Origin of the sequence: Streptomyces diastatochromogenes, from assembly GCF_002242805.1 — a bacterium.
Classification (GTDB): domain Bacteria; phylum Actinomycetota; class Actinomycetes; order Streptomycetales; family Streptomycetaceae; genus Streptomyces; species Streptomyces diastatochromogenes.
Map to the genome: position 1 here is coordinate 117,553 of NZ_MCGQ01000048.1, position 12,992 is coordinate 130,544.

Below are 12,992 nucleotides of genomic sequence, written 5' to 3' on the forward strand. Positions count from 1 at the left end.
CACGGTCGAGGGGGCGTCAGCTCCCGTACAGATAGGGCGTGGTGGTGCTCAGCGCATGGAAGCCGAGGCGTTCCAGGATCGGGCGGCTCATGGGTGAGGCGTCGACCTGGAGGTAGCGGTAGCCGTGGGCGGCGGCGACGCGGGCACGGTGGGCGACCAGGGCGCGGTAGATGCCCCGGCCCCGCCAGGTCTCGACGGTGCCGCCGCCCCACAGCCCGGCGAAGCGGGTGCCGGGCACCAGCTCCATACGGGCGGCGCTGACCGGCTCGTCACCGGCGAGCGCGACCACGGCGACGACCGTGCCGGGGTCGGCGGCCAGCCGGTCGAGCAGCCGGTGGCGCAACCGGCCGCCGTCGGTGCCGAAGGCCTGCTCGTGCACGTCCACGACGAGGTCGACGCCGGCCGGATCGGTGGCCTGCACGAAGCGGATCCCCGCGGGCGGCTCGGCGTCCAGGGCGAGCCGGGCGACCTCGCCGATCAGGAGCGTCTCCTCGGGCTCGGCGCGGAATCCGGCGGCGGTCAGCCGGGGGCCGAGGTCCACCGGCCGGTCGTGGCCGTAGAGCTTCCACTCGAAGTCGCGGCCCAGGCCGGTGAAGTACGCGACCTGTTCGCCGATCGCCCGGTCCGCGGTCCCCGCGTCCAGCGCGGACCACACGACGCCGTTCCAGCCCTGCGCATCGGCGACCTGGCGGACGACCGGGCCGGTCCGCTCGATCCGGGCGCCGGGCCCGTCGGGGCGTGCGCCCTCGCGTATGTCCCGGTCGTACAGGGCGAGCACCGCGGCATGATCCATGCCCTCACTCCAGCATCCGCGCCCCCGACGGGCAACGGAATTACCGGACGTCCGGGGCGACACCGTCCGGCCGTACCACGGACAGGTACGCGGTGAGCCGGTCGCGGTTGCGGGCCAGGCAGTCGATGCGGGCCTGGATGCGGTCGATGTGCGCCTGGAGCAGGACCGCCGTCGCGGGGTCACGCACTCGGCGGGCGAGTGCAGCTCCTCGGGCCCGGAGAGGTACGGCAGAATCACGCGGATCATCTCGGTGGTGAGGCCCGAGTCGAGCAGGCCCCGGATCTGCTGGACATCCGGGACGGCGGACTCGGGGTAGCTGCGTTAGCCGTTGTCGGCGCGGCCGGGATGGAGCAGGCCCTGTGCGTCGTAGCAACGGAGCAGCGGAGCAGGCGGGTGGGACCTGGCTCACAGGCGTCCTGGTCGACCGGCGTCTGCGGCCCACGCTGCTCGCGTCGCCGGCCCTGTTCGTGACGGTCCTGCTGGTGCTGGGCATCGGCTCCGGTGCGCACGCGGTGCTGGTCTGCGTCGTCGCCGTGTGGGGCGTGGCCTTCGGCGGGGCGCCGACGCTGATCCAGACCGCGCTGGTCGATGTCTCGGGCCCGGCCGACACCGATGTGGCGACCTCGCTGCAGACCACGGTGTACAACGCGGGGATCGCGGCCGGTTCGCTCACGGGCGGGGTGGCGCTGGACGTCCTGGGCGCCGGGGCGCTGCCCTGGACCGCGCTGCCCGCGGCCGTGCTCGCACTGGCCACGGTCGCGGCGGGGTACCGGCACGCCTTTCCGGCCGTACGGCACGGTGCGGCGCCGGACGGGAACCGGGTGGCTGTGTCACCCTCGGTGCCCGTGGCGTGCAGTGCCGGGGATCGTGCTGCGAGGAGGTCCGTGCCCCATGGTGAAGGACAGTGAGCTGGGCCATCTGCGCCGGTGCGTCGAGCTGGCGCGGGAGGCGCTGGAGGCGGGCGACGAGCCCTTCGGCTCGGTGCTCGTGGCGGCCGACGGGACGGTCCTCGCCGAGGACCGCAACCGGGTGGCCTCCGGGGACCGCACCCGGCATCCGGAGTTCGAACTGGCCCGCTGGTCGGCCGCCCACCTCACGCCCGCGGAACGGGCCGCCGCCACCGTCTACACCTCGGGCGAGCACTGCCCGATGTGCGCGGCCGCGCACGCCTGGGTCGGGCTCGGCCGCATCGTGTACGTCGCCTCGTCCGAGCAACTCGGCTCCTGGCTGGCCGAGTTGGGCGTGCCCGCAGCGCCGGTGCGGGCGCTGCCCGTGCACGAGGTGGCCCCCGGTGTGGCCGTCGAGGGGCCGGTGCCCGAGCTGGTCGAGGAGGTGCGGGACCTCCACCGCCGCTGCCACGCACGCGGCCGTTGACCGGCGCCTCCGCGCAGGCAGCCGTCGACCGGCGCCCGCCTCCTCAGCCGAGTTCGAGCGTGGCGACCCCGAAGATCCGCTCCCGGGCGTGCTCCCGGACCGGCCCGGTGTACATCCGCGCCGTCTCGAACGAGGCGCTGAAGCCGGCCTCTTCGGCGAGCGCGACACCGGCCGCGTTCGGTTCGGGGACGTCGATCGCGACCTCGCGGCCGGTGACGTCGGCGGTGAGCGCGGCGAACAGGGCCCGGGCGTCGTCGGCGGTGTCGGCGAAGAGGGGGCCGATGCGCAGGGTGTCCTGGCCGGGCCGGATCACGCCGTAGCCGGTGAGGCGGTCGCCGTCGTGGCGGACGTACGCGCGGTGGCCGGGGCCGGTGAGCCACTCGGCGAGGAAGCGCGGGCGGTCGGCCGGGGAGCAGGCGCTGTCGTAGGCGGTGACGGCGGGCAGGTCGGCGGGCCCGGCGGGACGGACGCGCTCGGGTGTCCGGCTCTGCGGCGCGGTGCCCGTGAAGCGGACGGTGCGGTAGGCGAGTTCGAAGCCGGACTGGCGGTAGTTGTCCTGCTGGGCGACGACTCCGTCCAGGCCGACGGTGCGGTTTCCGGCGTGGGCCAGGGCGGTCTTCCAGGTGGTGAGGCCGTGGCCGTGGCCGCGCAGGTCCGGGCGGACCAGGTAGCAGCCGAGGAAGGCGTAGTCGGAGCCGTAGTTCACGACGGAGATGGCCGACACCGGCTCACCGTCGATCCGGCCGAGGAAGAACCCGTCCGGATCCTGGGCGAAGAAGGCCGGACCGTCGGACAGCCCGGGATTCCACCCCTCCGCCGCCGCCCACCCGCTGATCACCGGCCAGTCGGCGAGGGTGGCCTGCGTGACGACGAGGTCCTGGGGGGCCGGAGAGGTCATCGGTGCGCTCCATTCCGTGGGGGTCGGACGTGCTGGACGGCGCGGTACGGCGACCGCGCCCGCAGCATCCTTGCCGATCAACGCGGGCCGCGCCACGCGGGGTTCGGCCGTTGCGAGGTCAAGCCGGCGTGATGCGAACGGAGTTGGAAAGGCCCGCCGAACACGACCCGGGCCCCACGCCGTGGGCCCCACCGGGCCGGCGTCCGGCGGGGCTCACGGCGTGGGGGTCAGCGGTCTCGGCCTGGGCGGAACCGGCGGTACAGGACCGTGCCGGTGAGGAGGAAGGCGGCGCTGCCGGCGACCACGGGGGCCGTCAGGTCGGTTCCGGTGTGGGCCAGGGTGGCCACGGGCGGCCGCGCGGCGGAGTGCGCGGTGGGCGGGTGGGTCCTGGTGGGGGCCGGCGGCTTCGGGGGCGGCGTCGGGTGATCGCCGGGGTTGTTGGTGGAGTGGTTGCCCTGGGCCGGGTTGCCCACGCCGACCACGTCGACGGAGTTGCCGCTGACGTTCACCGGCAGGTGCACGGGGAGCTGGACGCCGTTGCCCGAGAGCACGCCGGGCGAGTCCTTCGTGCCGCCCTGCGCCGACGCGCCGCCTGACGTGGACGAGGCGCCGGACGTCGACGAGGCGCCCTTGCCGGCACCGCCGCCGTTCGCACAGGTGTTGCCCGCGGCGGGGTTGAGCAGCCCCACCACGTTCACGGTGTTGCCGCACACGTTCAGCGGGACGTGCACCGGGAGCTGGACGGTGTTGCCGGAGATCACTCCGGGCGAGCCGGCCGCCGAGCCGTCGGCGGCGGCGCCGTCGGCCGCGAAGGCGGCGGACACCGGCATCGCCACGGCCATCGCGCCGGAGGCGGCGACGACGGCGATCACCCCGTTTCGGGTAGCCCGTCTCATAGGTTTCCCTGCCTTCCAGACATCGTCGCGGGCACTCACCCGCACCCCAGAAAACGCAGGTGAACCATCCGAGTTATGGCTTATCGGTCTTTCACCCCGTCGAGTGACATGATCCTTCGAACCGCACGCAAAGTAATCGAATGATCATTGATCATGACGGAAGGCGCGAAGGGTAGATCATCGGACACCGTCCCGCTCGCCCGGAGGCGACCCGCACAGGGCCCGCATATGGTGATCGGGGGCGCCCGCCCCGGTCCGCAGCGGGTGCGCCCTGGGAGGCGATCCATGCTGGTCAAGCTGTCCCCACGGCCCGCCATGCGGCGCTGCGCGGGCGCCGGGGCCCTCACCCTGGCGCTGCTCGGGTCCGGGCTGCCCACGGCGGCCGCCGCCGACCAGCCGCAGCCGGACCTGTCCCGCTTCTACCGGCAGAAGGTGTCCTGGGCGCGCTGCGAGGGCCCGGACATGCCCAAGGACCTCCAGTGCGCGAAGGTGACCGTCCCGATCGACTACGCGCACCCGGGCGCGGGCACGCTCGGCCTGGCGCTGGCCCGCTACCGGGCGACCGGCACGTCACGGGGCTCGGTGCTGCTCAACTTCGGCGGACCCGGCGGCGCGGGTATCCCCGCACTCGCAACTGGCGGCAAGGAGTTTCTGGAGCTGACCAACGGCTACGACGTGGTCACCTTCGATCCGCGGGGCGTCGGCCGGTCCTCCCCCGTCAGCTGCGGCCAGGGCACGGAGGATGCCTCGGCGGCGATGGGCCTGAACGCCGACATCAGTCATCCCCAGGCCCTGCTGAAGAAGCTGCGGCGGGCCGCCGACCAGTGCGCCAGGCACTCCGGCCCGGTCCTGCGCCACATAGGCACCGTGAACGCCGCCCGGGACCTGGACGTCATCCGTCAGGCCCTCGGCGACAAGAAGCTCAACTACCTGGGCTTCTCCTACGGCACGCGGCTCGGCGCCGTGTACGCGGCAGAGTTCCCGCACAAGGTCGGCCGGATGACCCTGGACGGCGTGGACACCCTGACCGAGCCGCTGTCCGAGCAGGGCCTGGCGGGCGCCGAGGGACAGCAGACCGCGCTGGACGACTTCCTGGACTGGTGTACGACGGACATCGGGTGTCCGTTCGGGCAGGACCGGCGTGCGGCCGGGGACCAGGTCGTCCAGCTGGTGCGCTCGCTCGACGAGAACCCGGTGCCCACGGACTTCGGCGGCACGTTCTCCGGCCAGGACCTGGTCGGCGCCATCGGGCAGGCCCTCTACAGCAAGGAGATGTGGCCCACCCTGGAGCGTGCGCTCGTCTCACTGGTCGAGGACGGCGACACACGGCGGCTCCTCAGCCTCACCTCCGGCGGCGGTTTCGCCGTGCCCGTCCGGCAGGGCGGCGGGGGGAAGTCCCAGGATGGCGAGCGGCGGGACAGCGGGCTCGTGGACGCCCAGGACGTCCCCGCGGACAACCTGCCGGCCGCGCTGATGGCGATCAACTGCGCGGACGATCCCGACCGGCCCACCGAAGCGCAGATCACCAGGGATCTGAAGGGTCTGCAGGCCGCCTACGACAAGGCCTCGCCGGTCTTCGGCCGCTTCCGGCTCACCCAGCTGCTGATGTGCTTCGGCCGCCCCAAGGGCACGAAGTTCATCCGTGACCAGGTCAAGAACGTCCACTCGGCCAAGATGCTGCTGGTGGGCACGCGCGGCGACCCGGCGACGCCGTACCGCTGGACCGAGGAGACGGCCCGGCGGCTCGGACCGTCGGCCGTGGTGCTCGACAACAAGGGCGAGGGACACACCGGCTACTCGTCGTCCACCTGCGTGCACCGCAAGGTCATCGACTTCCTGCTGTACGGCACCCTGCCGCCGAGCGGCAGCTCCTGCCCGGCGGACGAGAACGACTGGAGCTCCACGGCGAACACCACCCATTGATGACGGAAGCCGCGCAAACGGGTAACACGTGCGATTCCGGAACAACCTCCCGGCCGGCCCGGACGTCACACTGGTCAGGCGCGCCTTGGGCCGCCGGACCCGTACGTGACCGACAGGGGAACCCGCCATGCGCATCCGCGCCGCCATCGCCGTACCCGCCGTCTCCGCCGCCGCGGCGGCCCTGCTGCTCACCGCGCCGCCGAGCCAGGCGGCCGTGGGGCACGCCAAGACCGCCCGCTGCGCGGAGAAGGCGCTGACCCTGCGGGCGAAGGCGTCCTTGAACGACCCTTCCGTGGTGCGGGTCAGCGTGACCAACCGCGGCGCCCGGACCTGCGTCGTCGACCGCGTGCCCACGATCACCTTCGGTGACCTGGACGGGGCCGCCCTGCCGGTGCCGGAGGGCGGCAGCGGCACGTACCGGCTCGGGGCCGGAAAGACCGCCTACGGGGCCGTACGCACCATCGCCGACCCGGCGGACCCCGAGGCCCGCCGGGTGGACGCGATCACGGTGGCCGCGTCGGCCTCCCAGTGGGGCCGCGCCTTCACGTCTGCGCAGCTCGGCACCGGGAGCGAGGTCCGGGTGTGGGAGCCGGTGACGACGTGGTGGCAGCCGACGCCGACGGCCGCGGACCGGGCGCTGGGCCTCGGTTGAGGGTCGGCTGCGGGGAGCAGGGCTCTGGGCCTCGTCCGGAGAGCAGCAGGCCGGGTGTCGGGGTCTCAGCTCAGGGTCAGTTCCGGGGGAACCGCGGAGTGGCCCCTCAGCCTCGAACGAGGGCCGGCTTCAGAGAGCCGCTGACAGGGCCCTGGGCCTCGCCGGGGAGCCGCGGGCCGGGTGCTGGGGCCTCAGCTCAAGGTCGGTTCGGGGGAATCGCCGACCGGCCTCTCGACCTCGACCGAGGGCCGGCTTCGGGGAGCCGGAAGCAGGACCCTGGGCCCTGCTGGCAGCAGTCGGCCGAGGGGCGGAGCCTCAGCTCACGGTCAGTCCCGGGAAACCACACGCCGGCCCCTCGACCTCGATCGAAGGCCAGCCTCAGGGAGCCGCCGACAGGACCCTGAGCCGCGTCGCCGGCTTCAGAGAGCCGCCCACAGGGCCTGAGCCTCGGCCGAGGAGTCGCAGGCCCGGTGCTGGGGCCTCAGTTCAAGGTCAGTTCCGGGTTGTAGAGGTCCAGCCACTGGGCGAGGTCGAGGGCGCGCTCCAGGCCGCGGCGGCCCACCTGGGTGCTGACGGGGGTGTCGCGTTCGGCGGCTTGACGGACCCGCTCTCGGTCGACCAGGTCGAAGACGGGGTGGGAGGGCCGGGTGAGGAGGTCCTTGACCTGGTCCTGCAGGGCGCGGGCGTAGCGCGGGTCCTGGGTGGACGGGTACGGGCTCTTGACCCGCTCGTAGACCGAGCGCGGCAGGAGGTCCGCCGTGGCCTCCCTGAGCAGGCTCTTCTCCCGGCCGTCGAAGGACTTCAGCGACCAGGGCGTGTTGTAGACGTACTCGACGAGCCGGTGGTCGCAGAACGGCACCCGGACCTCCAGGCCCACGGCCATGCTCATCCGGTCCTTGCGGTCGAGCAGGGCGCGGACGAAGCGGGTCAGATGCAGGTGGCAGATCCGCCGCATCCGGTACTCGAAGTCGCTCTCGCCGTCCAGGCGGTGGATGCCGGAGACGGCGGTGCGGTAGCCGTCGGCGATGTATCCCTCCAGGTCCAGGGTCTTGGCCAGGTCGGGGCGCAGGACGTCGGAGTCGTCGCCGAAGTGGCGGCCGAAGTGCACCAGCCAGGGGAAGGTGTCGGCGCGGCGGACGTCCTCGTCGAAGAACTGCAGGTAGCCGCCGAAGACCTCGTCGGCGGACTCGCCGGACAGGGCGACCGTGGACTGGTCGCGGATGGCGCGGAAGAGCAGCAGCAGCGAGGTGTCCATGTCGCCGAAGCCGGCCGGCAGGTCGCGGGCGCGGATCACCTTCTCCCGGACGGCCGGGTCGGCGAGGGCCTGGGCGTCGAGGACGATGTCCTGGTGGTCCGTGCGGGCGAGCCGGGCCACGTCGTGCACGAAGGGGGTGTCCGGGGTGCCGCGCAGCTCGTCGGCGACGAAGTTGTCGGCCTGCCCGACGAAGTCGACGGCGAAGCTGCGGACCTTCTCCCCGTGCTCGGCGAGCTGCCGGGCGGCGAGCGCGGTCATGGCGGAGGAGTCGAGGCCGCCGGAGAGCAGGGTGCAGCGCGGGACGTCGGCGACCAGCTGGCGGCGCACGATGTCGTCGAGGAGCGAGCGCACGGTGGCGATGGTGGTGTCGCGGTCGTCGGTGTGCGGGCGGGTCTCGAGGCGCCAGTAGACCCGAGTGCGCAGACCCGTGCGGTCGACGGTGACGACGGTGCCGGGTTCGACCTCGTGCATGCCGTCCCAGACGGCGTGTCCCGGCGTCTTGACCAGGGTGAACAGCTCGCGCAGGCCGTCCAGGGCGACCCGGGGCCGGGCGAGCGGGTTGGCGAGGATCGCCTTGGGCTCGGAGCCGAAGAGGACGCCGTCCGGGGTCGGGTGGTAGTAGAACGGCTTGATGCCCATGCGGTCGCGGATCATCACCAGCCGGCCGTGACGGCCGTCCCACACGGCGAAGGCGTACATGCCGTTCAGCCGCTCGGCGACGGCGTCGCCCCATTCCAGGTAGCCGTGGAGGACGACCTCGGTGTCGGAGTCGGTCGTGAACTCGTGGCCGCGGTCCGTGAGTTCGCGGCGGAGTTCGGTGAAGTTGTACGTCTCCCCGGAGTAGACGAGGGCGACGGCTCCCTCGGGGGTGCGCACGGACATCGGCTGGCGGCCGCCGGGGAGGTCGATGATCGCGAGCCGGCGATGGCCCAGGGCGGCGGGGCCCTCGGCCCAGGTGCCCCGGTCGTCCGGGCCGCGGCAGGCCATCGTCTCGGTCATCGCATGCAATGCGGTGGACTCGGCGGTCAGGTCACGGTCGAAGGAGACCCATCCGGTGATGCCGCACATGCGCTACCTCCTGCCTCCGGCTCGCGGCCGTCCCCGTCGCTCACCTGCGCTTTCCGGGGTGGACAGAAGGCGGCCGCCGAACCGGTTGTATCGAGCACCTATACGACGAGCCTCCGTCAGGCGCTCGCGGCGGTCAACGCGGCCGTAACACGGACGGCCCACACGGCCCCACGGTTTCGGCCGCGTTTTGCCTACGCGAAATCGAAGGACTGCCGTGGCACCGGGCCGGTGCGGCAGTAACCGGCCACGGGCAAAAACTTCGCCAAGCGGCTGGTGCGCTAGGCCTTCGCGGTCAGAAACCAGTCAAGCGCCGCGGTGAGTTCGGCCGGCTTCTCCACGGGCAGTTCATGGCCCGCGTCGATGATGCGCACGACCGCGTTCGGGTAGGCCTTGGCCATCCGGAGCATCTGCCGCACGGGCAGCTGGATGTCGTGGTAGCCGTGCACCATCAGGGTGGGCGTGGCGATCTCACCGGCGCGGTCGAGGACGTCGAAGGCCCGCATGGCGCCGTACAGGGTCATGACGACCTCGCGCGGGGTGTCGGCGGAGGAGCGGATGTACTCCCGGACCTCCTCGCGCGGATACCCCGGGGCGAAGGCCCGCTGGATGTTGGTCGCGATGAACAGCTTGTACGGCACCAGGGTGGAGGCGCCCATGAGCAGGCCCCGGCCGCGGTTGTAGGTCATCCGCCCGATCGAGTTGACCAGCACCATCCGCTCCACCCGCTCGGCGTGGGAGAGGGCGATGGTCTGGGAGATCATCCCGCCCATGGAGTGGCCGACCAGCACGAACCGCTCCACCTCCAGGTGGTCGAGGAGGGCGAGGACATCCCTGGCCAGCTCCGCGATCGTGCGCACCCCGGCCCCCGTGCTCTCCCCGTGCCCGCGCAGGTCCAGCCGGATCACCCGCCGGCCGGCGGAGAAGTGCGCCAGCTGGTGGTCCCAGCGGTGCCGGTTCGCGGTCCAGCCGTGGACGAACACCACGGGCACGTCGGCGCCGTCACGCGGGCCCTCGTCGTCGTACGTCAGTACGGCGCCGTCGACGTCGAGCTGCGGCATGGGGGCCTCCTGGGTGCGCTGCGGTTACTGTCCGGTACGGTAACCGGCCGCGCGGTCCTCCGTCACCGCCGTTCCCCGAGGAATTCGAGGATGTGACCGAAGACGTCGAGGGCGGCGCCCCGGCCCAGGAAGGTGTCCAGGTGACCGTAGCCCGGGATCTCGGTGTAGGAGACGTCCAGCTGCGGCTGCCGGCGGGCCAGCACCTCGTGGCACAGTCGCTGCGAGTCCAGCCACAGCCCGTTCTCGCTGCCCGCGAGCAGCAGCACGGGGGTGTCGATGCGGGCGGCCGCGTCCAGGGCGTTCGGCGGCAGCGCGCGGTAGCGGTGGTCGGTGTCGTGCCAGCGGACCACACTGCGGGCCAGCTCGATGCGGCGCAGGTGGGGCAGGATCCACAGCGGGGCGGGTCCGAGCAGCTCGGCGAGCCGGTCGTGGGTGGTCTCGGCCAGGTTCTCGTGCACGAAGAGCGAGGCGCCGCTGCCCCAGGCCGAGTGGTGCAGGATCTGGCAGGTCGGATCGGGGCAGCTCGCCTTGCGGGCGGCGAGTGCGAACAGCGGGGTGTACTTCGACCACAGCCCGACCTTGCGGAAGTCGACCGGGATGTGGTCGATCCTGCTCTTCAGCAACTCCCCCGCCACGGACATCCGCAGCGAGGTACGACCGGCCAACTTCGGTGTCAGGAAGACCCCTTGGGAGACCACGCCGGCAAGACCCGGTACCAGCCCGGCCGCCATGCTCAGCGACAGGGTGAGCGAGCCGATGCAGTGCGCGACCGCGAACAGCGGCCGCTCGCCGATGCGTCCGCGTATATGAGCGACGGCCTCGGGGATGTCGTACAGCGCCACGTCGTCGTAGGTGTACCGCCGGCCGGTCTCGTTGTACGGCAGCCGGCAGCTGCCCCGCCAGTCCAGCAGCCAGGGCTCGTAGCCGTCGTCGAGGAGGACGTCGACGAGGTTGCGGGTCTCGGGCAGCAGGAACATGTCGGCGGAGGCGGTGTGCCCGTGCAGGAGCAGCACGGCGGGCCGGCCGGTGTCCCCGGTCTCGACGCGGGTCAGGCCGAGGCGGACGCCGTCGCTCGTGCGGAACGGGATCTCCTCGACGCGGGCCGGGTCGAGGCGGTGGCGCAGCGGGCGGAGGGCCGCTGTGGTGCGGACCCTGCGGAGCGCCGGCCGGGCCGTCCGGGAGGGGGTGGTCCTGAAGATCATCGGTGGTGCTCCGTGAGGGTGGGGGTGCGGCGCAGGTCGAGAAGGTCCGCCGCGGCCCGGGCGAAGGGGGCGAGCAGGCCGCGGCCCATCTCCAGGCCGAACCAGGCGAGCCAGGTCAGCTTGGCGGCCCGCTTCTCCTGACCGGACAGGCGCGGGTCCACCTTGATGCCGTCGATCTGGTCGCGGACGTAGGAGTCCGCGGGTACGACGACCTCGCCGAGCAGACTCGCGGCCTCGCCCTCGCGGCCGATCTCCACGGTGAGCGCGCGGGTCTGCCGCCACAGGTCCCGGCGGGCCCGCGCGTACTTGCGGCCCTCCAGCCACCACAGACCGCCGTCCGCGTCACGCAACCTCAGCCGGTAGCGCAGGAGTTGGTGGCGCAGGCCGTGCTGGAGCGGGATGCCCTCCTCGGGGCGGATCCAGACGTCGCCGCGCTCCACGGTGAGCGGCTCGGGATGGACCGCCGGGCAGGTGACCTCGCCGGTGACGTCGACCCGGCGCTCCTTGACCAGCTGGTACATGCCGGCGATGGACAGGGTGAGCGCCATCGAGCAGGGGGTCGCGGCGGCCGCTCCGACCGGGCCGACGGTGCCCTCGGTCGTCTCGGCGAACCAGAGGTAGGGCTGGTCGTCCTTGTGCGGGAGCCGGGCGAGGCCGTCTTCGGCGAGCTTCTCGAAGGTCTTCAGCTGGGCCTGGGCGTCGTACCGGGCGGCGGGCGGGAGGCCGAGGGCGGCGACCAGGGCGTCGGTGCGTTCGGCGTCGGCGGCGGGGCCCTGCAGGGTGGCCTCGCACAGCTTCAGCGCGGTGGGGCTCTGCAACACCCGGGAGAGGAAGCCCAGTTCGGACACCGGCTCGGCCTCCAGACGGGCGAGGGTGTCGGTGCGCCACTCGTCCCAGTCCTTCACGCGGACGTGCATGCCGCCCAGGGCCATGTCCCGTACGACGTCGTCCAGGGTGTTGGGCACGCCGGTGAGGTTGTAGTCGAAGCCCCAGGCGTCGGGCTCGCAGATCGCGGCGACGGCGACCCGGCTGACCCAGTCCACGGGGGCCGCGTTGAGGTAGCGGAACGCCGGTACGGTGCGGAAGCGGCCGAAGGCGGAGATCAGGCCGCTGCTGAGGTCCTGCGGGTTGTACGCGCCGGTCCTGGTGTGGCCGCCGATACCGCCGGGGCGCAGTGCGGTGACGACGAGCCCGTGGTCGCGGGCGCGGCGCAGGGCTGCCTCGGCGGCCCACTTGGACTGGTCGTAGCCGGAGATGAGCCGGTCGACGTGGGCGAGGGGGTCGTCCTCGCCCATGGACGTGATGCCGACCTCGTTGAACACGGCGATGGAGGAGATGTGGTGCAGCGGCTTGGGCCGGCCGGTCGCGGCCAGCTCGGCGAGGGTGAGCGCACCGAGGACGTTGCTGCCGCGCAGCGACTGGTAGCCGCGCAGGAAGTCCACGGCGGCCGCCACGCCGACGACGCTGTCGAGTTCGTGCGCGAGGGTGTGCCACTGCTCGTCGGTGAGGCCGAGGCGGGGGCGGCGGATGTCGCCGGGCAGCACGGTGATGCGCCGGCGTATCTCCGAGGACCACGGCAGCTTGTAACTGCGCAGCTGCGCGCCGAGCCGTTCGGTCGCGGCCGCCTCGTCGGCCGCACGGACCAGGCAGTACACATGCGCGTCGCTGTGCCGCAGCAGGTCGAGCAGCATGTGACTGCCGAGGAAGCCGGTCGCACCGGTCAGCAGGATGCGGCGGGGCGGCAGCGGCTCGGGTACGTCGGTGAAGGGGAGCCGGTCGGCGAGCGCGAGGTCGGCCAGGATCTGGTCGAGGTCTTCCTGGCGGGCGCGGGAGTGGGGGGCGTCGGGTCGGTACGGGGTGGTGGGTACGGCGG

At 72.8% G+C, this 12,992-nt stretch carries 12 protein-coding genes; 4 read left to right on the forward strand and 8 right to left on the reverse strand.

Translation table 11 applies throughout. The features are described 5' to 3' along the window. Positions 1–16: 16 nt before the first annotated feature. A complete protein-coding gene (locus BEK98_RS40435) occupies positions 17–793 on the reverse strand; it encodes a GNAT family N-acetyltransferase (RefSeq protein WP_094221779.1) in 777 nt (258 codons plus the stop codon). 40 nt (positions 794–833) lie between these two features. Further along, on the reverse strand, positions 834–980 hold the full coding sequence (locus BEK98_RS50400; protein WP_244202192.1) for a hypothetical protein: 147 nt from the start codon (positions 978–980) through the stop codon (positions 834–836). A gap of 172 nt (positions 981–1,152) precedes the next feature. On the opposite strand from BEK98_RS50400, the gene BEK98_RS48745 reads away from it, so the two are divergent. Then, on the forward strand, positions 1,153–1,701 hold the full coding sequence (locus tag BEK98_RS48745) for an MFS transporter (RefSeq protein WP_143684224.1): 549 nt from the start codon (positions 1,153–1,155) through the stop codon (positions 1,699–1,701). Continuing rightward, positions 1,685–2,167 (forward strand): nucleoside deaminase, encoded by a 483-nt coding sequence (locus BEK98_RS40445; protein WP_094221780.1) that lies wholly within the window; start codon positions 1,685–1,687, stop codon positions 2,165–2,167. The genes BEK98_RS48745 and BEK98_RS40445 overlap by 17 nt, the downstream gene beginning before the upstream one ends. Positions 2,168–2,210: 43 nt before the next feature. Here the strand turns inward: BEK98_RS40445 and BEK98_RS40450 are convergent, their stop codons facing one another. Both BEK98_RS40450 and BEK98_RS40455 read right to left on the reverse strand, forming a co-directional pair. Further along, positions 2,211–3,065 carry a GNAT family N-acetyltransferase gene (locus BEK98_RS40450; RefSeq protein WP_094221781.1) on the reverse strand — a complete coding sequence of 285 codons (855 nt, stop codon included), beginning with the start codon at positions 3,063–3,065 and terminating at the stop codon, positions 2,211–2,213. A 227-nt stretch (positions 3,066–3,292) separates the two neighbouring features. Next, positions 3,293–3,937 carry a chaplin gene (locus BEK98_RS40455; protein WP_167444369.1) on the reverse strand — a complete coding sequence of 215 codons (645 nt, stop codon included), beginning with the start codon at positions 3,935–3,937 and terminating at the stop codon, positions 3,293–3,295. 309 nt (positions 3,938–4,246) lie between these two features. Here BEK98_RS40455 and BEK98_RS40460 point away from each other — a divergent pair, with 309 nt between their 5' ends. Further along, positions 4,247–5,884 (forward strand): alpha/beta hydrolase, encoded by a 1,638-nt coding sequence (locus tag BEK98_RS40460; protein ID WP_094221783.1) that lies wholly within the window; start codon positions 4,247–4,249, stop codon positions 5,882–5,884. 127 nt (positions 5,885–6,011) lie between these two features. Beyond that, positions 6,012–6,536, forward strand: coding sequence for a DUF4232 domain-containing protein (locus BEK98_RS40465; RefSeq protein ID WP_094221784.1), 525 nt, complete (start codon positions 6,012–6,014; stop codon positions 6,534–6,536). A gap of 481 nt (positions 6,537–7,017) precedes the next feature. Here the strand turns inward: BEK98_RS40465 and asnB are convergent, their stop codons facing one another. The 4 genes from asnB to BEK98_RS40485 all read right to left on the reverse strand — a co-directional run. After that, the gene (gene asnB, locus BEK98_RS40470; protein WP_094221785.1) at positions 7,018–8,859 is read right to left on the reverse strand and encodes an asparagine synthase (glutamine-hydrolyzing); all 1,842 of its coding nucleotides are present in this window, start codon (positions 8,857–8,859) and stop codon (positions 7,018–7,020) included. Positions 8,860–9,137: 278 nt separating this feature from the next. After that, entirely contained in the window at positions 9,138–9,917 is a 780-nt protein-coding gene (locus BEK98_RS40475) for an alpha/beta fold hydrolase (protein ID WP_094221786.1), read from the reverse strand. A gap of 62 nt (positions 9,918–9,979) precedes the next feature. Further along, positions 9,980–11,119 carry an alpha/beta hydrolase gene (locus BEK98_RS40480; protein WP_094221787.1) on the reverse strand — a complete coding sequence of 380 codons (1,140 nt, stop codon included), beginning with the start codon at positions 11,117–11,119 and terminating at the stop codon, positions 9,980–9,982. Then, the coding region (locus BEK98_RS40485; protein ID WP_094221788.1) for an SDR family oxidoreductase at positions 11,116–12,992 on the reverse strand (1,877 nt) is incomplete at its 5' end. The genes BEK98_RS40485 and BEK98_RS40480, both read right to left, overlap by 4 nt.

Coding starts and splice junctions, on each gene's coding strand:
- BEK98_RS40435 (WP_094221779.1), bottom strand. CDS start 793: ATGGATCATGCCGCGGTGCTCGCCCTGTACGACCGGGACATACGCGAG.
- BEK98_RS40445 (WP_094221780.1), top strand. CDS start 1,685: ATGGTGAAGGACAGTGAGCTGGGCCATCTGCGCCGGTGCGTCGAGCTG.
- BEK98_RS40450 (WP_094221781.1), bottom strand. CDS start 3,065: ATGACCTCTCCGGCCCCCCAGGACCTCGTCGTCACGCAGGCCACCCTC.
- BEK98_RS40460 (WP_094221783.1), top strand. CDS start 4,247: ATGCTGGTCAAGCTGTCCCCACGGCCCGCCATGCGGCGCTGCGCGGGC.
- BEK98_RS40465 (WP_094221784.1), top strand. CDS start 6,012: ATGCGCATCCGCGCCGCCATCGCCGTACCCGCCGTCTCCGCCGCCGCG.
- asnB (WP_094221785.1), bottom strand. CDS start 8,859: ATGTGCGGCATCACCGGATGGGTCTCCTTCGACCGTGACCTGACCGCC.
- BEK98_RS40475 (WP_094221786.1), bottom strand. CDS start 9,917: ATGCCGCAGCTCGACGTCGACGGCGCCGTACTGACGTACGACGACGAG.
- BEK98_RS40480 (WP_094221787.1), bottom strand. CDS start 11,119: ATGATCTTCAGGACCACCCCCTCCCGGACGGCCCGGCCGGCGCTCCGC.